Raw genomic sequence first — 20,710 nt, 5'->3', positions numbered from 1 at the left:
CCGCGCCGGGCGCCGAGGCCCGGTCGGCGCCGCCGGACACGGCCGAGGGCCGCACCCCGTGTGGGGTGCGGCCCTCGGCGTACCGGCCGGCTGTCGGAGGCGCCGCCCCCGGCGGGCGACCGCCCGTCAGCGGACGGGCGGTCAGGCGGCCTTCGCCTTGGTGGCGTACATGTCGACGTACTCCTGCCCCGACAGGCGCATGACCTCCGCCATCACCGAGTCCGTCACCGCCCGCAGCACGTACCGGTCGCGGTCCATGCCCTCGTAGCGGGAGAACTCCATCGGCTCGCCGAAGCGCACCGTCACCCGGCCCGGCCGGGGCAGCCCCGCGCCGCCCGGCTGGAGCTTGTCCGTGCCGATCAGCGCGAACGGGACGACCGGCGCGCCGGTCATCAGCGTCAGCCGCGCGATGCCGGTACGCCCCCGGTACAGCCGCCCGTCGGGGGAGCGGGTGCCCTCCGGGTAGATGCCGAAGATCCGGCCCTCCTCCAGCACCCGGCGCCCGGTGTGCAGCGCGGCCACGGCGGCGCCCGCACCCTCCCGGTCCACCGGGATCATGCCGACGCCCGTGAAGAACCACGCCATCAGCCGGCCCTTGAAGCCCTTGCCGGTGACGTACTCGTCCTTGCCGATGAAGCACACCTGGCGGTCCACGACCAGCGGCAGGATCATCGAGTCGATGAAGGTCAGGTGGTTGCCCGCCAGGATGACCGGCCCCGACCCCGGGATGCGGTCGACGCCCTCCACCCGCGGCCGGAACATCAGCCGCAGGACCGGGCCGAGCACTGCCTTGATGAGCGCGAAGCGGGACAACGAGTCCTCCGGTGTCGTGAGCGGTCGTGGTGGGCGCGGGCCGGCCGGCCGACGCGGTCCGTGCAGGTGAGGACGATACTCGTGAGTCACGTCCCTCCGCACGCCGGGTTGACCGGACCGGTACCCGGTGTTGACCGACGTTTTCCCCGTGTTCGTCCGAGGTCTCCCACCAGGACCGGGCAGCCGCCTACGATCGGCCGCGCCCGACAGGGTGAAATCGAAGAGACGTTCAGTGGAGGAGCCTTCATGACTCAGGGTGCGCGCAGGAGTCCCGCCCGCCGGACCGTACTGGGAGCGGCCGCGGCGCTGACCGGCGCGGCCGCCGCGACGGCCGCGGGCGCGGGCGCGGCCTCGGCGGCGGCGCCCGCCGGCCGCGGCGGTGAGGCGGGGCGGCGCCCGTCCCGCCCCGGGCTGCCCGTCCCCGCGGTCATCGCCCACCGCGGCGCCAGCGGCTACCGGCCCGAGCACACCCTCGGCTCCTACCAGCTGGCCCTCGACATGGGCGCCGACGTGATCGAGCAGGACCTCGTGCCCACCCGCGACGGCCACCTGGTGTGCCGGCACGAGAACGACATCACCGGCACCACCGACGTCGCCGACCACCCCGAGTTCGCCTCCCGGCGCACCACGAAGACCGTCGACGGCCAGGCGCTCACCGGCTGGTTCACCGAGGACTTCACCCTCGCCGAGCTGAAGACGCTGCGCGCCAAGGAGCGCATCCCGGGCACCCGCCCCGACAACACGCTCTACGACGGCCGGTGGACCGTACCGACCTTCGAGGAGGTGCTCCGCTGGGCCGAGGCGGAGGGCCGCAAGCGCGGGCGGCCCGTCTGGCTGCACGTCGAGACCAAGCACCCCACGTACTTCCGCGGCCTCGGACTCGGCCTGGAGGAGCGCCTCGCGCGGCTGCTGCGCCGCTACGGCCGGCACCGCGCCGACTCGCCCACCTTCCTCCAGTCGTTCGAGCCGACCAGCATGCGGCGCATGGCCGGGCTCGTCGGCACGCCGCGCGTCGTCCTGCTGTGGACGCCCGATGACCGGCCCTGGGACTTCGTGCAGACGGGGGACCCGCGGACCGTCGCCGACCTCGTCACCCCGCGCGGCCTGGCCTGGATCGCCACGTTCGCGCAGGGCATCGGCCCGCTGCTGGACCTCGTCATACCCAAGGGCCCCGACGGCCGGCTCGGCGAGCCCACCACCCTCGTGCGCGACGCCCACGCCCGCGGCCTGGTCCTGCACCCCTACACGGTGCGCAACGAGAACACCTTCCTGCCCGCCGACTTCCGGCGCGGCACCGACCCGGCGGCGTACGGCGACGTCTTCGGGGCGTACCGGGCGTACTTCGCCACCGGCATCGACGGCATCTTCACCGACCAGCCCGACACCGGCCTGCTCGCCGCCGCCGACCACCGGGCCCGCTGACCGCGTCAGGCCCGGCCGCATCGGGGCCCGGCCGCATCGGACCCGACCGCGTCCGGCCCGCTGACCGCGCCCTGACCGCACGCGCCCTGACCGCACCGCGCCCTGACCGCACCGGGCCCGCTGACCGCACCGGGCCCGTCCGCCCAGCCGGTACGTCCCGCCCGCCGGCGGCCGCCCCCGCGGGCCACGCGCCCCGCGGGGGCGGCCGCGTACCGGACGCCGGGGTGCGGCGGGGCCGCCGGCCGCGTCACCCGTACGCCTCCGCCGCCGCACCATCGGGCGATTCGCGGCCCTGCCGGCAACCACCGCGGTGCCGCCGCGTGTCCTGCCCGGCATGACGCCCCGTGAACCTGCAGCCCACCCGCCGGCCGCGCCCGACCTCGTCGGCTCCCTCACCCGGCTCCTCGCCGCCGAGTCCGACGCCGAGGCCGCCGCGGCGGGCGTCGAGTCCCACGACATCCAGCAGGCCGTCTGGCTGCGGCTGCTGGAGCGCCTGCACGGGCCCGGCGCCCCCGAGGACCCCGCCCGCTGGCTGCGCGGCGCCGTCCGGGCCGAAGCGCGCCGTGCCCGCCGGGCCGCCGTACGGGAGCTTCCCTACGGACGGGAGCCCGACGCCCGGTGCGGCCCGGCGGGCGCGGCGGGCTCCGGGCCCGAGCGCGCCGCGCTGGACGCCGAGCGCCGCCGCGCACTGCGCTCCGCCGTACGCCGCGCCCCCGCCCGCTGCCAGAGGCTGCTGTCTGCGATGTTGTCGCCGAGCGACCCCACGTACCGTGAAATCGCAGGGAAGTTGGGTATCTCACAGGGCAGCTTGGGACCGATGCGTTCCCGTTGCCTGGGATGCCTGCGCAGAATGCTGGCGGCAGAGGTTGCCGTTCCCGACCATCGGGGAAGGGTGCGGTAGACCGACAGGGCGTATCAGGTGAGCCGGAGGCATGCACACATGGGCATGAGCGTGACCATCTCAGCGGCAAGCGCGCAGGACGCCGAGCACATCCTCAAGCTTCAGTACCTGTGCTACCAGGGCGAGGCCGAGCTGTGCGGCGACTACACCATCGAGCCGCTCACCCAGCCGCTGGAGGACCTGCGGGCCGAGCTGTCCCGCGGCCACGCGCTCGTCGCCCGACTCGGCGACGAGATCGTCGCCTCGGTGCGCGGCGAGGCCGACGAGACCGGCACCGTCCGCATCACCCGGCTCATCGTCCACCCCCGGCTGCGCCGCCACGGCCTGGGCGGCCGGCTCCTCGACGCGATCGAGGAGCACTTCGCGACGGGCGGTGACAGCGCCCCCAAGCGGTTCCGGCTCCTCACCGGCCACCGCGGCGACGGCAACCTGCGCCTCTACCGCGGCAGGGGGTACGAGACGGTCGCCGTCGAGCGGGTCGCCCCCGGCCGCACGCTGCTCACCCTGGAGAAGGCCGCCTGACGCACCCGACGGACCCCGACGCACTCGGCGGACCCTGACGCACCCCGGCGGACCCTGACGGAGCCGTCCGGGGTCGGGCCTCGGCTCCGGACGGGGGCGTCAGGGTCCGTCAGCGTTCAGTCGGCGTCCGTCAGCCGCGTGCCGGGCGCCGGCGGTCCGGGGCTCAGCCGGCCGGGGCGACCCGGCGGGCGCGGCGCAGCCACATGATCCCGGTCACCGGGAGCAGGACCGGGATGAAGACGTAGCCGTAGCCGAACTCCGACCAGACGGTGCTGTCGGGGAACGCCGCCGGGTCCACCAGCGTCCACGTGCCGACCGTGAGCACGCCCACCAGCTCGGCGCCGCAGCACGCGAGGGCCGCCCGCCGGGCGGTCTCACCGCCGCGCACCAGCGTGTAGGTGATGAAGACGTAGACGACGGCCGCCACCGCCGACAGCGCGTACGCCAGCGGCGCCCGGTCGAACTCGGTGGCGATCTGGTACGCGGATCGCGACACCGCGCCGACCGACATCACCCCGTACAGCCACACCAGCAGCATGCCGGGTCCCTTGACCAGCCGCTCGGCCGTCATCTCAGCCCTCCCACCAGATGTCGTGGAGGCGTACCTCCAGCACGGCCAGGACCACGGCACCGGCGGCGACGGTCGCCGACCCCCACCGGCTCCGCTCGACCAGCGACATGAAGCCGGCCGCCGGCACCGCGAAGAACGCCCCCAGCAGATACGCCACGAAGATCGCCGTGCCCTCCTCGGCCCGGCCGCCCTGGGCCAGCCGCACCACGCCCACGACGAGCTGCGCGAGCGCCAGCACGGTGACCACGGCCATGCCGATGAAGTGCCAGTCCTTCGTCGGCTGGTCCCGGTACGCGGCCGCGCCGCACCATGCGGCGAGGGCCAGCGCGGCCAGGGACACGGTGAGCGTCAGGGCGTTGAGCATGGGGCGAGACTATTACGGACGAAAGACCCGGCTGCGGCCGCCCCCGCCCACCACGTGGTCTTGACCACAGCCCACCCGGCCCCCCGCCCCCTCTCCGCCCGGGGCGCCGCACGGGGAGCCGCGCGGCGCCGGGTGCGTCGGCGCAGGCAGGAGGGGGATCGGCGGGCGGAGCCGGGGCCTTCGGCACCGCCCGGGGCGTCCACATGCCGCACCACCGTCGTCCGCTATGCGGACAGCGCGGATCGGCGCGCGAGGGGGTCTGGTTTACTGGCGCCATGACCACGACGAGCATCCGCATCCCTGCGACCGAGGCGATCACCGCGCCCGGTGCTCGTCGTACGTGTCGAATGTGCGCCTTCTAGAGGGCCCCCGACCGAGCCTCGCGCCCCGAAGCGAGAGACCCGACGGCGAGCAGCCGGCCGCGTCCGCGTGCAGTCGTCACGCCGGGCCGCGCCCGCCCCGCGCACCCGACCGCGAGTCACCGCGCGCCCCCGCCGCCCGTCGGACCGACGAATGCCCCGTGCCCGGCCGACCCCGCCGTGCACTCGACAGTGACGGAAAACCCCTGTGATCACCACCAAGGGCCTGACCAAGGTCTACGAGTCGCGAGGCCGCCAGGTCACCGCTCTGGACGGCGTCGACCTGCACGTCCGCGAGGGCGAGGTGTTCGGCGTGATCGGACAGAGCGGCGCCGGCAAGTCCTCGCTCATCCGCTGCGTCAACCTCCTCGAACGCCCCACCTCCGGCACCGTGACGGTGGACGGCACCGACCTCACCGCCCTCGCGGGCCGCGGCCGGCGCGCCGGCAAGGACCTGCGCCGCGCGCGCAGCCGCATCGGCATGGTCTTCCAGCACTTCAACCTGCTGTCCTCGCGCACCGTCCAGGACAACGTCGAGCTGCCGCTGGAGATCCTCGGCGCCTCCGGCGCCGAGCGCTCCCGCCGCGCCCTCGAACTGCTCGACCTCGTCGGCCTCGCCGACAAGGCCAAGGCGTACCCCGGCCAGCTCTCCGGCGGCCAGAAGCAGCGGGTCGGCATCGCCCGCGCCCTCGCCGGCAACCCCAGGGTGCTGCTCTCCGACGAGGCCACCAGCGCCCTCGACCCCGAGACCACCCGCTCCATCCTCCAGCTGCTGCGCGACCTCAACCGGCAGCTGGGCCTGACCGTCCTGCTGATCACCCACGAGATGGACGTCGTGAAGACCGTCTGCGACTCCGCCGCGCTCATGAAGAGGGGCCGGGTCGTCGAGTCCGGCACCGTCGCCGAACTCCTCGCCACCCCCGGCTCCGAACTGGCCGCCGAACTCTTCCCGGTCAGCGGCCACGCCACCGGCCCGGACCGCACCGTCGTCGACGTGACCTTCCACGGCGAGGCCGCGACCCAGCCGGTCGTCTCCCAGCTCGCCCGCACCTACAACATCGACATATCGATCCTCGGCGCCGCCATGGACACCGTCGGCGGCCGGCAGATCGGCCGCATGCGCATCGAGCTCCCCGGGCGCTACGACGAGAACGTCGTCCCCGTCGGCTTCCTGCGCGAACAGGGCCTCCAGGTCGACGTGGTCGAGGACGCGCCCCCCGCCCCGCGGGCCGGCACCGATGCCACCGCCCGCCCGGCCGCCGAGGAGGTCGCGAAGTGACCTGGTCCGAGATGCAGCCCCTGCTCACCCAGGGCACCATCGACACCCTCTACATGGTCCTGTGGGCCACGGTCGTCTCCGTACTCGGCGGACTGCCCCTCGGCCTCCTCCTCGTCCTCACCGACAAGGGCGGACTGCTGCGCAACACCCCCGTCAACAAGGTCGTCGGCGCCGTCGTGAACATCGGCCGCTCGCTGCCGTTCATCATCCTGCTGATCGCGCTGATCCCGTTCACCAAGCTCGTCGTCGGCACCTTCATCGGCCCCACCGCGATGATCGTGCCGCTGGCCATCGGCGCCGTCCCCTTCTTCGCCCGGCTCGTCGAGACCGCCGTCCGCGAGGTCGACCACGGGCTGGTCGAGGCGGTGCAGTCCATGGGCGGCTCCGTCCCGACCATCGTCCGCAAGGTGCTGCTGCCGCAGGCCCTGCCGTCCCTGGTCTCGGCCGTCACCACCACCGTCATCGTCCTCATCGGCTACTCCGCCATGGCCGGCGCGGTCGGGGGCGAAGGCCTCGGCTCCAAGGCCATCACCTACGGCTACCAGCGCTTCGACACCGCGTTCATGCTGGTCACCGTCGTGATCCTGATCGTGGTCGTCTCCGCGGTCCAGCTGGTCGGCGACGCCGTCGTCCGGCTCCTCGCCCGCCGCGGCCGCACCGCGTCCTGACCCGGCGCACCACCGGCTTCCCGCGGCCGGCGCCCCGCCCCGTGCGGCGGACGCCGCCCGCCGCGGAAGAAAGGGCCCGCACTCCTTGTCCGGGCCTCGTCCGCACCACCAGAAAGAGGCACTCTTCGTGCGTAACACCGTCAAGACCATCGCCGCGTTCGGCGGCATCACCGCCCTCACCCTCGGCCTCACCGCCTGCGGCACCGCCTCCGACCCGGCCTCCGCCGGCGCCGGCGACGCCTCCGCGCCGCTCGTCGTCGCCGCGTCCCCCACGCCGCACGCCGACATCCTCACGTACGTGAAGGACAACCTCGCGCAGAAGGCCGGCCTCAAGCTGGAGGTCAAGGAGTTCACCGACTACGTCCTGCCGAACACCGCCACCCAGGACGGCCAGGTCGACGCCAACTACTTCCAGCACAAGCCCTACCTGGACGACTTCAACAAGAAGCAGGGGACCACCATCGTCCCCGTCGTCGACGTCCACCTGGAGCCGCTCGGCCTGTACTCGCAGAAGGTGAAGTCCCTCAAGGACCTCAAGCCGGGCCAGACCGTTGCCGTCCCCAACGACACCACCAACGAGGGCCGCGCCCTCAAGCTGCTCGCCGACAACGGCGTGATCGCCCTCAAGGCCGGTGTCGGCGCCGACGCCAAGCTCTCCGACATCACCGACAGGAAGGGCCTGGAGTTCAAGGAGCTGGAGGCCGCCACGGTCCCCCGCGCCCTGAGCGACGTCGACGCGGCGGTCATCAACGGCAACTACGCCATCGAGGCCAAGCTCACCCCCGCGAAGGACGCCCTCGCCCTGGAGAAGTCCGAGGGCAACCCGTACGCCAACTTCCTCGCCGTGAAGAAGGGCAACGAGGACGACCCGCGCGTGCGCAAGCTCGCCGGGCTCCTCAACTCGCCCGAGGTCAGGAAGTACATCGAGGACACCTACAAGGGCTCGGTGACCCCCGCCTTCGGCGCCGCCGGGTGACAGCGGCACCGGACGGGGCCCCGCGCACCACCCGGTGCGCGGGGCCCTTCCCGTCCCGCCCTGCACACCGACCCGTTCATGCTGCATGCTGTCCGTTCACGGCCCTCACCCCCAGTCCCCGGCCATCGGCATGGAGTTGCGCATGACCCTCACCTTTCCGGACGTCTCCATCAGCACGGAACGGTTGGTGCTGCGCCCCTACGACGAGTCGGACGTGCCCGCGCACGTCGAGATGATGAACGACGAACTCGTCGTCGCCTGGACCGACGCCCCGCACCCCTACACCACCGCCCACGCCCGGCAGTGGGTGCGCAGGGCCGCCCCCGCCCAGCGCACGGCGGGCCGCGGACTCGTCCTCGCCGTCACCGAGTTCCTCACCCAGCGCCTCGTCGGGACCGTCCGCCTCGGCCGGACCGACTGGACCGTCCGCTCGGCGGAGATCGCCTACGTCACCGCGCCCTGGGCCCGCGGCGAGGGGTACGCCACCGAGTCGGTCCTCGCCGTCGCCCGGTGGCTCTTCAGCGAACAGCGCTTCGAGCGCCTGGAGATGCGCACCGCCGCCGGCAACAGCGCCGCCCAGCAGGTCGCCCAGAAGATCGGCTGCATCAGCGAGGGCGTCCTGCGCAACGCCTGGATAGCCCGCGCCCAGACGGAGGACGGCGGATGGACCGACATCAGGACCGACCTCATCGTCTGGAGCCTCCTCCCCGAGGACCTCGAAGGCGGCAACGGCCGCTACAGCGACGCGCGGTACCCCTCCTACACCGACTGGGACTGACCGCGCCGGCCCCCTGCCGCGCCCCGCGAACCGGTACGCTCGCCCCGGCCCCTGCCTGCATCGACACCCCAGGAGACAGACGAAGATGGCCGACCGGGTCACGGTGATCGGATGGGACGGCTCGCCCCTCACCGAGGCCGCGCGGGGCGCCCTCTCGGCCGCCACCCTCGTCGCCGGCGCCGCCCACCACCTCGCGCTCCCCGAGGTCCCCGCCCGGGCCGAGCGCATCCGCCTCGGCAGCGTCGACCTCGCCGCCCGCCGCATCGCCGGCCACCGCGGCACCGCCGTCGTCCTCGCCGACGGCGATCCCGGCTTCTTCGGCGTCGTACGCACCCTGCGCGCCCCCGAGCACGGCCTGGAGGTCGAGGTCGTGCCCGCCGTCTCCTCGGTCGCCGCCGCGTTCGCCCGCGCCGGCATGCCCTGGGACGACGCCCGCGTCGTCGTCGCCCACACCCGGACGCTGCGCCGCGCCGTCAACGTCTGCCGCGCCCACCCCAAGGTCGCCGTCCTGACCTCCCCGGGCGCCGGCCCCGCCGAACTCGCCCTGCTCCTCGAAGGGGTGCACCGGACCTTCGTCATCTGCGAGGCCCTCGGCACCGAACGCGAACAGGTCACCGTCCTCACCTCCGACAAGGCGGCCGACCACACCTGGCGCGACCCGAACGTCGTCATCTCCATCGGCGGCTCCGCCCCCACCGGCGGCGGCTGGCTCATGGGTCCCGACCCGGGCCCGGTCCGCGGCTGGGGCCTGCCCCCGCAGGAGTACGAGGACGACACCGCCCCCACCGCCGGCCGCACCCCCGAACTGCGCGCCGCCCAGCTCGCCCGGCTCGGCCCGCGCGTCGGCGACCTCGTGTGGGACATCGGCACCGGATCCGGCGCGTTCGCCGCCGAGGCCGCCAGGTTCGGCGCCGCCGTCATCGCCGTCGACGCCGACCCGGCCGCCTGTGCCCGGGCGGAGGCCGCCGCCCGCCGCTCCGGCGTCCAGCTCCAGGTCGTCGCCGGCCGCGCCCCCTATGTACTGGAGCGCCTGCCGGAGCCGGACGTCGTCCGCGTCGGCGGCGGGGGAGCGGACGTCGTCGCCGCCTGCGCCGACCGCCGCCCGGAGCGCATCGTCACGCACGCCGGCACCCGCGACGCCGCCGAGGCCGCCGCTGCGGCCCTGGCCGCCGGCGGGTACGCCGTCGAGTGCGTCCTGCTCCAGTCCGTCGACCTCGACCCCGCCACCTGGGCGGAACGCGCCAGGTCCACGGCCTTCCTCGTCGCCGGCCGCAGACCCGCCCCGTGATCTCCCCGCTACGGAAGGCCAGGTAGGCTGGCCGACCGTTCCACCGCAGCCGGACGTCCGGCGGCCCTCCGGTCACCGCCGGACGGCACCCGGACGACACCCGGGGACGCGGGCTCCCCGGCGGGGCCGCGGACGGTGGGACGTGGGAGGGGGACGCGCGACGTGGCGCAGTCCACAGCCGACCGTGGCGGAAGCCTCTGCCACGGGGCCCGAAGGCGGCGAGAATGCTGTGTGTCCGCACGCCGTTCGTGCCGCGCGGCGCGCACGCTCGTTCTTCACGGCGGGCGGAAGTCTGAAGGAGCAAAGCGATGGGCGAGGGGTACGCATGACTGACACCGGCCAGGTCCCGGGCGAGGGACTGCCGGAGAACGCAGGCATGGTGGAACAGCCGGGCATGCCCGCTCCGGGTGCGTACACCTTCCTCGACCCCTCCGAGCACACACCGGAAGACGACGACCTGCTGCTGATGCCGGGTGCCCAGGGCGCCTGGACCGAGCCGCAGCCCGGTGTCGTCCCCGCCCCTCCCGTGACCGTGCCGACGGCCGCCCCGGCGCCCGCGCCGGCCGAGCACCTCGGGTACCAGCCGCTCGCGCAGGAGGCCCCGGCCCCCGCGTACGAGCCGCACGAGACCGGCGCCCACGAGGCGGGCGGCCGGGACTCCGGCTCCGTCGACCTCGGCGCCGTACGGATCCCCGCGCCGGCCACCGCCCAGGGCCGGCAGCCCCAGCACCACAGCCCGCAGCCCCCGGGCCAGCAGCCCCGGCGCCCGCTCCACATGGGCCCGCCGACCCCGGACGGCACGGCCGGTGTCGTGCGCTCGCTCGCCGACCGGGGCCCCGCCCACGTGGCGCCCGCGCCGGTCCAGGCCCCGTCCGTCAGCGCGCCCGCCGGCGGCCTGGAGCACCCGGACGCGCCCCGGACGGCCCCGGCCGCCCCGGCGGCGCAGCCGGTCGACGTCCCGCAGCACGCCGACGCCCCGCCGCAGCACGCCGACGCCCCGCCGCAGGGCGCCGAGGCGTGGCCGCAGCAGCCGCAGGGGGCCGCTCCGGAGCCGCAGCAGGCACCCGAGCCACACGCGTCACAGCAGGCTCACGAGCCGCTTCCCGCCCCAGCAGAAACGGTCGTTCCCGAGCAGCCGGTGCTCCCGCACTCCGCCCCGACGGCCCCGGTCGACCCCGAGCCGGCCGTGCCGGGGGAGCCGGTCGTACTCGGAGAGCCGGCCGCCGAGCAGGCCGCGCCCGCCCCGCAGGCCGAGGAGCCGCCCGCCCCGCACCTCGTGGCGACGGTCCCCGCGCCGCGTGACGGGGCGGCGCCGGAGCAGCAGGCCGCCCCCGAACCGCAGGCCGCCGAGGCCCCGGTGCGGCACGAGGCCCCGACGCACGCCGAGGCCCCGCAGGCCCCCGCGCACCCCGAGCAGCCGGTCGTCGCAGCCCCGGTGCCCGTGGCGGCCGCCGCCCCGCAGGAAGCCCCCGCGGCTCCCGAGGCCGTTGCCGCCCCGGAGCCCGAGCAGGCGGCGCCGGTGGAGGCCGCCCCCGTCCAGGCCGTTCCCGTCCAGGTCGGTCCCGCCAAGGCGGCTCCGGCGGCGCCCGAGGAGCAGCCGGCGCAGCCCACCGTCCCCGCGGAGGCCGTCGCGCCGGAGCCCGGCGAGCCCGCGGATGCCGTCGCGCCGGAGCCCGGCGAGCCCGCGGATGCCGTCGTGCCGGAGGCCCCGGCGCCCGCGCCCGAGGAGCCGCAGGCCGCCGTGGAGCCGGTACCGGCCCCGCAGCCGGAGCAGCCGGAGCAGCCGGAGCAGCCGCCCGCGCCCGAGGCGTCGGCGCAGGAACCGGTGGCCCCGGCGCCCGAGCAGATCGCGCCGGAAGCCGCCGTACCGGCCGCCCCCGCCCCGGAGGCGGCCGCCCCGCCCGCGCGGGACGCGTCGGCCCCGCAGACGGTCGAGCCCGTACCGGTGGCGCCCGAGGCCCCGGAGGCTCCCGCCGCGCAGGCGGTCGCACCGGTGGAGCCCGTGGAGCCCGAGGCGGAGGCGTCCGCCCCGGCAGAGCCCCGCACGGACGTCGAGCCCGCCGAGCAACCCCCGGCCACCGCCGAGGAGCCCGCGCAGGAGGCCGCCGAGGAGCCGGCCGCCGCGCACGAGCCCGCCGAAGCGCCGGCTGCCGAAGCGCCGGCTGCCGAAGCGCCGGCCGCCGAGGAGCCGGCCGCCGAGGAGCGGACGCCCGCGGAGGACCCGGCCCCCGCCGGGCAGGAGGCACCGGAGCAGGTCGCGCCCGAGCACCAGGCGCCCGAGCCGGGGACGCCCGTACAGGAGGCGTCCGGGCAGGAGGCGTCCGGGCAGGAGGCGTCCGAGGCGGCGCTGCCCGTCGGCCCGCCGGCCCCCGGCTACGCCGACGACGAGCGCGAGGCGATCCTCCGCGTCATGCGGGAGCGCCGCGACATCCGCAACGGCTTCCGCAGCGACCCGATCCCGCACGAGGTGCTGCTCCGCGTCCTGGAGGCGGCCCACACCGCCCCGTCGGTGGGCCACTCGCAGCCCTGGGACTTCGTCGTCATCCGCTCGGCCGAGACGCGCCGCACGATGCACGAACTCGCCGAGCGCCAGCGCGAGGCGTACGCCGAGTCGCTGCCCAAGGGCCGGGCCAAGCAGTTCAAGGAACTGAAGATCGAGGCCATCCTCGACACCCCGGTCAACATCGTCGTCACCGCCGACCCCACCCGCGGCGGCCGCCACACCCTGGGCCGGCACACCCAGCCGCAGATGGCGCCGTACTCCTCCGCGCTCGCCGTGGAGAACCTCTGGCTCGCCGCCCGCGCCGAGGGCCTGGGCGTCGGCTGGGTCAGCTTCTTCGACGAGCGGGAGATGGTCCGCGCGCTCGGCCTCCCCGAACACCTGGAGGTCGTCGCCTACCTGTGCGTGGGGTACGTCGACGAGTTCCCCGAGGAGCCCGAGCTGATGCAGGCGGGCTGGGCCAAGCGCCGCCCGCTGTCCTGGGTCGTCCACGAGGAGACGTACGGCCGCCGTGCCCTGCCGGGCGAGCAGCCGCACGACCTGCTCCAGGAGACGATCGCCACCGTCCGCCCGCTGGACGCCAAGGCGCTCGGCGAGGCGTGGGAGCGGCAGAAGCGCATGACCAAGCCGGCCGGCGCGCTCGGCATGCTGGAGATCATCTCCGCGCAGCTGTGCGGCCTGTCCCGGACCTGCCCGCCGCCCATCCCGGAGCCCGCCGCCGTGGCGATCTTCGCGGGCGACCACGGGGTGCACGCCCAGGGCGTCACCGCCTGGCCGCAGGAGGTGACGGCCCAGATGGTCGCCAACTTCCTCGGCGGCGGCGCCGTGTGCAACGCCTTCGCCACCCAGGTCGGCGCTGAGGTGTGCGTCGTCGACGTCGGCGTCGCCGCCGACCTGCCCGCCACCCCGGGCCTGCTGCCCCGCAAGGTCCGCGCCGGCACGGCCGACTTCACCGCCGGACCCGCCCTCACCCGCGAGGAGGTGCTCGCCGCCCTGGAGGTCGGCATCGAGACCGCCCGCGACCTGGTCGCCGCCGGCAACAAGGCGATCCTCACCGGGGAGATGGGCATCGCCAACACCACCGCGTCCGCCGCCCTCATCTCCGTCTACACGGGCGCGGACCCGGCCGAGGTCACCGGCCGCGGCACCGGCATCAACGACGAGATGCACGCCCGCAAGGTCGACGTCGTACGCCGCGCCCTCGCGCTGCACCAGCCCGACCCGGCCGACCCGATCGGCGTCCTCGGGGCGGTCGGCGGCCTGGAGCACGCCGCCATGGTCGGCTTCATCCTCGGCGGCGCCTCGCTGCGGACGCCCGTCATCCTCGACGGCGTCAGCGCGGGCGCGGCGGCCCTCGTCGCCCGGGCGGTCGCGCCCGAGTCGCTCGCCGCCTGCATCGCCGGCCACCGCAGCGCCGAGCCCGGCCACATGGCGGCCCTCAACAAGCTGGGCCTGCGCCCCCTGGTGGACCTGGACCTCCGCCTCGGCGAGGGCACCGGCGCCCTGCTCGCCCTCCCGCTGGTGCAGAGCGCGGCCCGCGCCATGCACGAGGTCGCCACCTTCGACTCGGCGGGCGTCAGCGAGAAGTGACCCGGGCGCCGCCCCCGCGCGCCCGCCGTCCGCGCCCCGCGGCCGGACCCGTCCACCCGACGGGCCGGCCGCGGCGTGACGATCGCAACGCGCCCGGGCCCGCGGCGCCCGGGGCCCCGCCCCGTATCGTGGTCGCCAGCGCACGCCCCCCGCCCCACCAGCCACTTCACCGTCGCAGTGGCCCCCGCACCCGCACCATCCGCCGAGGAGACCACACCGCCATGGTCGAGCACGCCGAGCAGCCCGCCTACCCCGTCGGACTCCGCCTCTCCGGGCGCCGGGTCGTCGTCATCGGCGGCGGCCAGGTCGCCCAGCGCCGCCTGCCGGCCCTCGTCGCCGCGGGCGCCGACGTCACGCTCGTCTCGCCCTCCGCCACCGCGTCCGTGGAGGCCATGGCCGAGGCGGGCGAGATCCGCTGGGAGCGCCGCCGGTACGAGGACGGCGACATCGCCGACGCCTGGTACGCGCTCGTCGCCACGACCGACGCCGAGGCCAACGCCCGCGCCTCCGCCGAGGCGGAGCGGACGAAGACCTGGTGCGTACGGGCCGACGACGCCGAGGCGGCGACCGCCTGGACCCCCGCGACGGGCAGGGTCGAGGGCGTCACCGTGGCGGTCCTCACCGGCAACGACCCGCGGCGCTCCGCCGCCGTGCGCGACGCCGTCGTGGAGGGGCTGCGCGACGGCACCCTCGCCGCCCCCCAGCACCGCTCCCGGGAGCCGTTCGTGGCGCTGGTCGGCGGAGGGCCCGGCGACCCGGACCTGATCACCCTGCGCGGCCGCCGGCTCCTCGCGGAGGCCGACGTGGTGATCGCCGACCGGTTGGGCCCGCGCGACCTGCTGGACGAACTGCCGCCGCACGTCGAGGTGATCGACGCGGCGAAGATCCCGTACGGCCGGTTCATGGCCCAGGAGGCCATCAACAACGCGCTGATCGAGCACGCGAAGCGGGGCAGGTCGGTGGTCCGCCTCAAGGGCGGTGACCCGTTCGTCTTCGGCCGGGGCATGGAGGAGGCCCAGGCGCTCGCCGAGGCGGGCATCCCCTGCACGGTCGTCCCCGGCATCTCCAGCTCGATCTCCGTCCCCGGCGCCGCCGGCATCCCCGTCACGCACCGGGGCGTCGCCCACGAGTTCACCGTCGTCAGCGGGCACGTCGCCCCCGACGACCCGCGTTCCCTCGTCGACTGGGCGGCCCTGGCGCAGCTGCGCGGCACCCTCGTCATCCTCATGGGCGTCGACAAGATCGGCCGTATCGCCGAGGCGCTCGTCGCCCACGGCAAGGACCCGGCCACCCCGCTCGCCCTGGTCCAGGAGGGCACGACCGCCGCGCAGCGCCGCGTGGACGCCACGCTCGCCACCGTCGCCGAGACGGTACGGGCCGAGGACGTCCGTCCGCCCGCCGTGATCGTCATCGGCGACGTGGTCCACGAGGGCCCGGACAAGCCCGCGCGTTAGACCCCCGGGCCCACGGCCCCTCTCCGGGCCCGCCGCCGGCCCACCCGGGCCGCCGTCCGGGCTTCGACCCCCACCCCCAGTCCCGCCCTGGGCGCCGCCGCACGGCGCCCCCGGGCACCCCCACCGGCGAGGCAGCACCGTGGCAGAGATCATCACCATCGACGACCCGGGCGACCCGCGCCTGCACGACTACACGGGCCTCACCGACGTCGAGCTGCGCCGCCGCCGTGAACCGGCGGAGGGCCTGTTCATCGCCGAGGGCGAGAAGGTCATCCGCCGGGCGCGGCAGGCCGGCTACGCGATGCGCTCGATGCTCCTGTCGGCGAAGTGGGTCGACGCCATGCGGGACGTCATCGACGAGGACCCCGCCCCGGTCTACGTCGTCGACCCCGAGCTCGCCGAGCGGGTGACCGGCTACCACGTGCACCGGGGCGCGCTGGCGTCCATGCGGCGCGAACCGCTGCCGGAGGCGCCGCAGCTGCTGGCGGCGGCCCGGCGCGTGGTCGTCATGGAGTCGGTCAACGACCACACCAACATCGGTGCCATCTTCCGCAGCGCCGCCGCACTCGGCATGGACGCCGTCCTGCTCTCCCCGGACTGCGCCGACCCGCTGTACCGGCGTTCGGTGAAGGTCTCGATGGGCGCGGTCTTCTCCGTCCCGTACGCCCGGCTCGGCACCTGGCCGCACGGCCTGGAGGCGGTGCGCGAGGCCGGGTTCCGGCTGCTGGCGCTGACGCCCGGCGAGGGCGCAACCCCGATCGACGAGGCGGCACCGCACCGGCTGGACCGGGTGGCGCTCATGCTGGGCGCCGAGGGCGACGGCCTGACGGAGCGGGCGATGCGGGCGGCGCACGAGCGGGTCCGCATCCCGATGGCGCACGGCGTCGACTCGCTCAACGTCGGCGCGGCGGCGGCCGTGGCGTTCTACGCCGTGACGGCGGGCCGCCCCCAGCCCTGACCCCCCGGCCACCCGCAGCCCTGACCCACCCGCAGCCGTGCCCCACCGGCCCTGACCCGCAGCTGTGCCCCACCGGCCCTGACCCCCAGCCGTGCCCCACCGGCCCTGACCGCCGGACCGGCCCCGGCCCGCCGGACGACCGCCCGGCCCCGCACGGGGCGCGGGCGCCCGGCTCAGGTCGCCGGAGCGGCCTCAGCCCTGGAGGGCCTGCGCCCCGGCGATGCCCAGCAGCACGACCAGCGTCACGACCACGAAGACGAACAGGCGCTGCCGCAGCAGCCGCGGGTTCGCCGGCCTGCGCAGCCCCGACGAGGCTCCCGTCCCCGTGCCGGTCCCCGGACCCGTCCTGCGGGGACCCGTGCGCGGGCCGGTGCGCGGCCCCGGGTGTGACGTGTTCCGCCGGGGGCGCGAGGAGCCCCCGGTCCGCGACGCCTGCCCGCCCTGGCCACGCGGCGCGGGGGTGCGCTGCGGGGGCCGCTCCGGGTACCGCTCCGTGGCGCGCGGCTGCGGGCGGCCGCCGCGCGGACCGGTGGTGCGCTCGGCCCGTGCGAGGCGTTCCGCCCGTTCGGGCCGGGGCACCGCGGGGCGTCCGTCAGGCGGCGGGGGCGCCATGCCGAGCCCCTGCGCCTCCCGCGCGGCGATCTCCTTCAGCCGCAGGGAGAGCTGGAGCGTGCTGGGCCGCTCCTCGGGCTCCTTCGCGAGGCAGGCCCGCACCAGCGGCGCGAGGGCGTCGGGTACGCCCTGCAGGTGGGGCTCCTCGTGCACCACGCGGTACAGCAGCACCTCGGAGCTGCCGTGCCCGAACGGCGAGTCGCCCATCGCCGCGTACGCCAGGGTCGCGCCGAGGGCGAAGACGTCGGTCGCTGGGGTGACGGCGGCGCCCCGTACCTGCTCCGGCGCGAGGAAGCCGGGAGAGCCCACCGCCGTGCCGACGTGGGTGAGGGTGGAGGCGCCGGTCGCCCAGGCGATGCCGAAGTCGATGATCCGCGGGCCCTTGGGGGAGAGCAGGATGTTCGACGGTTTCAGGTCCCGGTGCACCACGCCGGCCTCGTGGACCGCGACGAGCCCCTCGGAGAGCGCGGCCCCGATCGCGGCGACGTCGGCCGCCGTCAGCGGACCCTCCTCGGTGATCTTGTCGTGCAGGGAGGGGCCGGGTACGTACTGCGTGGCGAACCAGGGGCGCTCGGCCTCCAGGTCGGCCGCGACCAGCCGGGCGGTGCACCCGCCGCGGATCCGCCGTGCGGCGGACACCTCGCGCGCGAAGCGCGAGCGGAACTCCTGGTCCTCGGCGAGGTCCGGCCTGATCACCTTCAGCGCGACCCGCTGCCCGCGCCGGTCCGAGCCGAGGTACACGACCCCCATGCCGCCCGCGCCGAGCCGCCGGTGCAGCCGGAACGAGCCGACGACACGCGGGTCCTCGCGCCGGAGCCGCATCATCGCCATGTCCGTCCCCTACCTGCCGTGGGGAGCTCCCCACCCCGCCGTCGCGGTCTTCTGACGCCGCCCAGCTTACGTACCCGGGCCCGGGTGCGCTCATAGGCCGCGCCCTCACGCCCCGATCGATTCTCCGTACCGCGTACGCCGCCTGAGGCCGGATCAGGGGGCCCCGGAAGGCGGGGCCCTGGCCGTCGGGGGTGATCAAGCTCCTTGATCGGCACGGGGGTTGGCGCACGGCCCCGGCCACCCGGCCGCCACCCGGCCGGCGGGCCGTCGAGGGGGCCGGCAGGGGAGGGGCGGGAGCCCCGGGGAGCACCCCGCGGGGACGTGAGTGATGTCACCCGTACGCCGGTCGGCGCCCCGGCGCCCCGTGTGCCCGCCCGTCCCCCGGCGGCCACCCTTCCGGGTGGACCCGCGGGTGCGGGGCCCCCGTCTCCACCCAGGGGAGTACACGACCCGGGGGGCCTCCTCCTGGAGGAGGCCCGGGAAGGGGTACGACGGCATGACGCCCGGGCTGTCCCGATTCCCTAGGGTTGTTGTCGAGCGGCGGGTGCAGCACTCGTCCCCCGAGGTCCGACACCCGCCGCCGCAGACAGACGGGAGAAGGCCATGGCGGACACGGCACCGCGGACGGTGGTCCGCGCGCTGGGGCGGAAGGCGTCGTACGCCTCGTCCGGCGGCCGGCCGTCGGGCCGTCGCCACCCCCTGGTGGCGACGGCGATGGTCCTCCCTCTCGCCGCCCTGCTGGTCGTCGTCTTCGGCGGCTGGGAAGCGGTGGTGACACAGGCGTCGTCCGTGGGCGTGATGCTGGGGCGCTGAGCGGCGCCCCGGGCCCGGGAGAGCGGCCCGGGCCGGGGACATCCGGCCATACAGCCCCGTGGGGACGGGGGTGCGGCGGACGGCAGTGGCGGTGGGTCGGCTGGGGAGCCGGTCCACCGCCACTTCTTCACGTCCGCCGGCGCCCGGCCGGTCCGCCCGCCGGCAACGCCGACCGCACGGCTCGTACCGGTCACCTCACCCGGGTCGCCCAGGCAACCGGGTCGCCCTACGACGGAACCCCCGTCCGCACGCGGCGGACGGGGGTTCCGGGATGTGGACGATACTGGGATTGAACCAGTGACCTCTTCCGTGTCAGGGAAGCGCTCTCCCGCTGAGCTAATCGTCCTCGGGACCGGGGCGCCGTAACCGATCGTACGGAGCCGCGGGCACTGCGTGCGCGATACTGGGATTGAACCAGTGACCTCTTCCGTGTCAGGGAAGCGCTCTCCCGCTGAGCTAATCGCGCGGGAACCGCTGCTACCAGCGGTTTCAGTGGACGATACTGGGATTGAACCAGTGACCTCTTCCGTGTCAGGGAAGCGCTCTCCCGCTGAGCTAATCGTCCTTGGAGGTGGAGACGGGATTTGAACCCGTGTAGACGGCTTTGCAGGCCGTTGCCTCGCCTCTCGGCCACTCCACCCGGAGTGTGCGGGGTCTCGGGAAGATCCCCCACGTCGAGCGGACGACGAGATTCGAACTCGCGACCCTCACCTTGGCAAGGTGATGCTCTACCAACTGAGCCACGTCCGCCTGTCTTTTCCGGTCCGCTTCCGCGTCCCGGCGACGTGTTGAACTCTAGCGGATTCCCGGGCCAGTACAAAAACGCGTTTCCGCAGCGTGCTGCCCCGCCGTCCGGCGCGGCCCGGTCGCGCGCCGCCGGCGGCCCCCGCGCCCACCTGCGCGCACGGCGCCCGGACGGCCCCGGCGCGCCCCCCGTCCTACACTCGCATCCGTGCACGACCTCCCTCCCCTGGCCCGCTTCGGCGGCCTCGTCGCAACCGACCTGCGGGACGTCACCAGCGACCCGGAGGCCCTCGACTCCTCCGGCTTCTGGGTCGTCGCCGCCGACTTCGAAGGCCGCCTCACCTGCGCGCGCTTCGGTGACGTCCGGCCCGAGCCGGTGCCCGCCCCCGTACCGGGCCGCTGGCGCGGCCCCGCCGCGGGCGACTGGACCTCCTCGCTCGACCGGGAGGCGTACACCGCGGGCGTACGCCGCGTCCGCGAGCACATCGCGGCCGGCGAGGTCTACCAGGCGAACCTCTGCCGGGTGCTCTCCGCGCCCCTGCCTCCCGGCACGGCGGACGGCGCCGACGTGGACGCCCTCACCGCGCTCCTCGCCCGCGGCAACCCCGCCCCCTTTGCGGGAACGATTCGTCTGCCCGCGCACGGCGTGGAGATCGCCACCGCCTCGCCCGAGCTGTACCTGCGGCGCGACGGCCGCACCGTCGAGTCCGGACCGATCAAGGGCACCGGGAGGACCGCGGAGGACCTGCTGGAGAAGGACCACGCCGAGAACGTGATGATCGTGGACCTGGTCCGCAACGACCTCGGCCGGGTCTGCGCCACCGGCAGCGTCACCGTCCCCCGGCTGTGCGCCGTCGAGCCCCACCCGGGCCTCGTCCACCTCGTCTCCACCGTCCGCGGCGAACTGGCCCCCGGCGAGGGGTGGGCCGGGCTCCTGGGCGCGACCTTCCCACCGGGCTCGGTCACCGGCGCCCCCAAGTCCAGCGCCCTGCGGATCATCGAGGAGCTGGAGACGGCGCCCCGGGGCCCGTACTGCGGCGGCGTCGGCTGGGTCGACGCCGACCGCCGCACCGGGGAGCTGGCCGTCGGCATCCGCACCTTCTGGATCGACCGGCGCGAGCGCGGCGGCGTCCTGCGCTTCGGGACCGGGGCGGGCATCACCTGGGGGTCCGACCCCGAGCGGGAGTGGCAGGAGACCGAGCTGAAGGCGGCGCGGCTGCTCGCGGTAGCGTCGGGCGACCACGAGGCGAGCGGAAGGACCATCTGA

General features: G+C 75.6%; 17 protein-coding genes and 5 tRNA genes. 13 read left to right on the top strand and 9 right to left on the bottom strand.

The features are described from left to right. Positions 1-141 precede the first annotated feature (141 nt). A complete protein-coding gene (locus LPA54_RS08815; protein WP_228975609.1) occupies positions 142-762 on the bottom strand; it encodes a 1-acyl-sn-glycerol-3-phosphate acyltransferase in 621 nt (206 codons plus the stop codon). Positions 763-1,059: 297 nt separating this feature from the next. On the opposite strand from LPA54_RS08815, the gene LPA54_RS08810 reads away from it, so the two are divergent. The 3 genes from LPA54_RS08810 (at position 1,060) to LPA54_RS08800 (ending at position 3,658) form a co-directional block, all read left to right on the top strand. Continuing rightward, a complete protein-coding gene (locus LPA54_RS08810; RefSeq protein ID WP_228975482.1) occupies positions 1,060-2,235 on the top strand; it encodes a glycerophosphodiester phosphodiesterase in 1,176 nt (391 codons plus the stop codon). Positions 2,236-2,569: 334 nt separating this feature from the next. Further along, positions 2,570-3,136, top strand: a complete 567-nt coding sequence (locus tag LPA54_RS08805) for a sigma-70 family RNA polymerase sigma factor (RefSeq protein WP_228975481.1) — start codon at positions 2,570-2,572, stop codon at positions 3,134-3,136. 39 nt (positions 3,137-3,175) lie between these two features. Further along, positions 3,176-3,658 carry a GNAT family N-acetyltransferase gene (locus LPA54_RS08800; RefSeq protein WP_228975479.1) on the top strand — a complete coding sequence of 161 codons (483 nt, stop codon included), beginning with the start codon at positions 3,176-3,178 and terminating at the stop codon, positions 3,656-3,658. 163 nt (positions 3,659-3,821) lie between these two features. Here the strand turns inward: LPA54_RS08800 and LPA54_RS08795 are convergent, their stop codons facing one another. Both LPA54_RS08795 and LPA54_RS08790 read right to left on the bottom strand, forming a co-directional pair. After that, positions 3,822-4,229, bottom strand: a complete 408-nt coding sequence (locus tag LPA54_RS08795; RefSeq protein ID WP_228975476.1) for a hypothetical protein — start codon at positions 4,227-4,229, stop codon at positions 3,822-3,824. 1 nt (position 4,230) lies between these two features. Further along, on the bottom strand, positions 4,231-4,593 hold the full coding sequence (locus LPA54_RS08790) for a hypothetical protein (RefSeq protein ID WP_058942929.1): 363 nt from the start codon (positions 4,591-4,593) through the stop codon (positions 4,231-4,233). A gap of 567 nt (positions 4,594-5,160) precedes the next feature. Here LPA54_RS08790 and LPA54_RS08785 point away from each other — a divergent pair. From LPA54_RS08785 to LPA54_RS08750, 8 genes are all read left to right on the top strand, one after another. Next, positions 5,161-6,231, top strand: coding sequence for a methionine ABC transporter ATP-binding protein (locus LPA54_RS08785; RefSeq protein ID WP_228975474.1), 1,071 nt, complete (start codon positions 5,161-5,163; stop codon positions 6,229-6,231). Beyond that, entirely contained in the window at positions 6,228-6,899 is a 672-nt protein-coding gene (locus tag LPA54_RS08780) for a methionine ABC transporter permease (RefSeq protein ID WP_228975473.1), read from the top strand. The genes LPA54_RS08785 and LPA54_RS08780 overlap by 4 nt, the downstream gene beginning before the upstream one ends. A gap of 127 nt (positions 6,900-7,026) precedes the next feature. After that, positions 7,027-7,875, top strand: coding sequence for a MetQ/NlpA family ABC transporter substrate-binding protein (locus tag LPA54_RS08775; RefSeq protein ID WP_228975471.1), 849 nt, complete (start codon positions 7,027-7,029; stop codon positions 7,873-7,875). A 142-nt stretch (positions 7,876-8,017) separates the two neighbouring features. Then, positions 8,018-8,653, top strand: a complete 636-nt coding sequence (locus LPA54_RS08770) for a GNAT family N-acetyltransferase (RefSeq protein ID WP_228975468.1) — start codon at positions 8,018-8,020, stop codon at positions 8,651-8,653. An 85-nt stretch (positions 8,654-8,738) separates the two neighbouring features. Next, the gene (cbiE, locus tag LPA54_RS08765; protein WP_228975467.1) at positions 8,739-9,941 is read left to right on the top strand and encodes a precorrin-6y C5,15-methyltransferase (decarboxylating) subunit CbiE; all 1,203 of its coding nucleotides are present in this window, start codon (positions 8,739-8,741) and stop codon (positions 9,939-9,941) included. Positions 9,942-10,266: 325 nt separating this feature from the next. Then, complete coding sequence (gene cobT / locus LPA54_RS08760; protein WP_228975465.1) at positions 10,267-14,031, top strand: nicotinate-nucleotide--dimethylbenzimidazole phosphoribosyltransferase; 3,765 nt, start codon at positions 10,267-10,269, stop codon at positions 14,029-14,031. Between the two features lie 221 nt (positions 14,032-14,252). Continuing rightward, entirely contained in the window at positions 14,253-15,485 is a 1,233-nt protein-coding gene (gene cobA / locus LPA54_RS08755) for a uroporphyrinogen-III C-methyltransferase (protein WP_228975463.1), read from the top strand. Between the two features lie 139 nt (positions 15,486-15,624). Then, a complete protein-coding gene (locus LPA54_RS08750; RefSeq protein ID WP_228975461.1) occupies positions 15,625-16,443 on the top strand; it encodes an RNA methyltransferase in 819 nt (272 codons plus the stop codon). 192 nt (positions 16,444-16,635) lie between these two features. Here the strand turns inward: LPA54_RS08750 and LPA54_RS08745 are convergent, their stop codons facing one another. Beyond that, a complete protein-coding gene (locus tag LPA54_RS08745; protein ID WP_228975459.1) occupies positions 16,636-17,886 on the bottom strand; it encodes a serine/threonine-protein kinase in 1,251 nt (416 codons plus the stop codon). Positions 17,887-18,489: 603 nt separating this feature from the next. On the opposite strand from LPA54_RS08745, the gene LPA54_RS08740 reads away from it, so the two are divergent. Continuing rightward, entirely contained in the window at positions 18,490-18,699 is a 210-nt protein-coding gene (locus LPA54_RS08740) for a hypothetical protein (protein ID WP_228975457.1), read from the top strand. Positions 18,700-18,973: 274 nt separating this feature from the next. Here the strand turns inward: LPA54_RS08740 and LPA54_RS08735 are convergent. The 5 genes from LPA54_RS08735 to LPA54_RS08715 form a co-directional block, all read right to left on the bottom strand. Then, a tRNA-Val gene (locus tag LPA54_RS08735) sits at positions 18,974-19,045 on the bottom strand. Between the two features lie 48 nt (positions 19,046-19,093). Beyond that, a tRNA-Val gene (locus LPA54_RS08730) sits at positions 19,094-19,165 on the bottom strand. Positions 19,166-19,192: 27 nt separating this feature from the next. Further along, positions 19,193-19,264 (bottom strand) — tRNA-Val (locus tag LPA54_RS08725). A gap of 1 nt (position 19,265) precedes the next feature. Further along, positions 19,266-19,339, bottom strand: a tRNA-Cys gene (locus tag LPA54_RS08720). A 37-nt stretch (positions 19,340-19,376) separates the two neighbouring features. Continuing rightward, positions 19,377-19,449, bottom strand: a tRNA-Gly gene (locus LPA54_RS08715). Between the two features lie 202 nt (positions 19,450-19,651). Here LPA54_RS08715 and LPA54_RS08710 point away from each other — a divergent pair. Next, a complete protein-coding gene (locus LPA54_RS08710) occupies positions 19,652-20,710 on the top strand; it encodes a chorismate-binding protein (protein WP_228975455.1) in 1,059 nt (352 codons plus the stop codon).

This window comes from Streptomyces sp. DH12, from assembly GCF_020873895.1.
GTDB lineage: Bacteria > Actinomycetota > Actinomycetes > Streptomycetales > Streptomycetaceae > Streptomyces.
Note: the sequence above shows the minus strand (reverse complement) of the source record. Positions and strands in the feature narration are given on the sequence as shown.

What these genes read in the sequence shown, in the direction of transcription:
- LPA54_RS08805 (WP_228975481.1), top strand. Translation starts at nt 2,570, where the DNA reads ATGACGCCCCGTGAACCTGCAGCCCACCCGCCGGCCGCGCCCGACCTC.
- LPA54_RS08770 (WP_228975468.1), top strand. Translation starts at nt 8,018, where the DNA reads ATGACCCTCACCTTTCCGGACGTCTCCATCAGCACGGAACGGTTGGTG.
- LPA54_RS08810 (WP_228975482.1), top strand. Translation starts at nt 1,060, where the DNA reads ATGACTCAGGGTGCGCGCAGGAGTCCCGCCCGCCGGACCGTACTGGGA.
- LPA54_RS08800 (WP_228975479.1), top strand. Translation starts at nt 3,176, where the DNA reads ATGGGCATGAGCGTGACCATCTCAGCGGCAAGCGCGCAGGACGCCGAG.
- LPA54_RS08795 (WP_228975476.1), bottom strand. Translation starts at nt 4,229, where the DNA reads ATGACGGCCGAGCGGCTGGTCAAGGGACCCGGCATGCTGCTGGTGTGG.
- cbiE (WP_228975467.1), top strand. Translation starts at nt 8,739, where the DNA reads ATGGCCGACCGGGTCACGGTGATCGGATGGGACGGCTCGCCCCTCACC.
- LPA54_RS08745 (WP_228975459.1), bottom strand. Translation starts at nt 17,886, where the DNA reads ATGGCGATGATGCGGCTCCGGCGCGAGGACCCGCGTGTCGTCGGCTCG.
- LPA54_RS08815 (WP_228975609.1), bottom strand. Translation starts at nt 762, where the DNA reads ATGTTCCGGCCGCGGGTGGAGGGCGTCGACCGCATCCCGGGGTCGGGG.
- cobA (WP_228975463.1), top strand. Translation starts at nt 14,253, where the DNA reads ATGGTCGAGCACGCCGAGCAGCCCGCCTACCCCGTCGGACTCCGCCTC.
- LPA54_RS08740 (WP_228975457.1), top strand. Translation starts at nt 18,490, where the DNA reads ATGGCGGACACGGCACCGCGGACGGTGGTCCGCGCGCTGGGGCGGAAG.
- cobT (WP_228975465.1), top strand. Translation starts at nt 10,267, where the DNA reads ATGACTGACACCGGCCAGGTCCCGGGCGAGGGACTGCCGGAGAACGCA.
- LPA54_RS08790 (WP_058942929.1), bottom strand. Translation starts at nt 4,593, where the DNA reads ATGCTCAACGCCCTGACGCTCACCGTGTCCCTGGCCGCGCTGGCCCTC.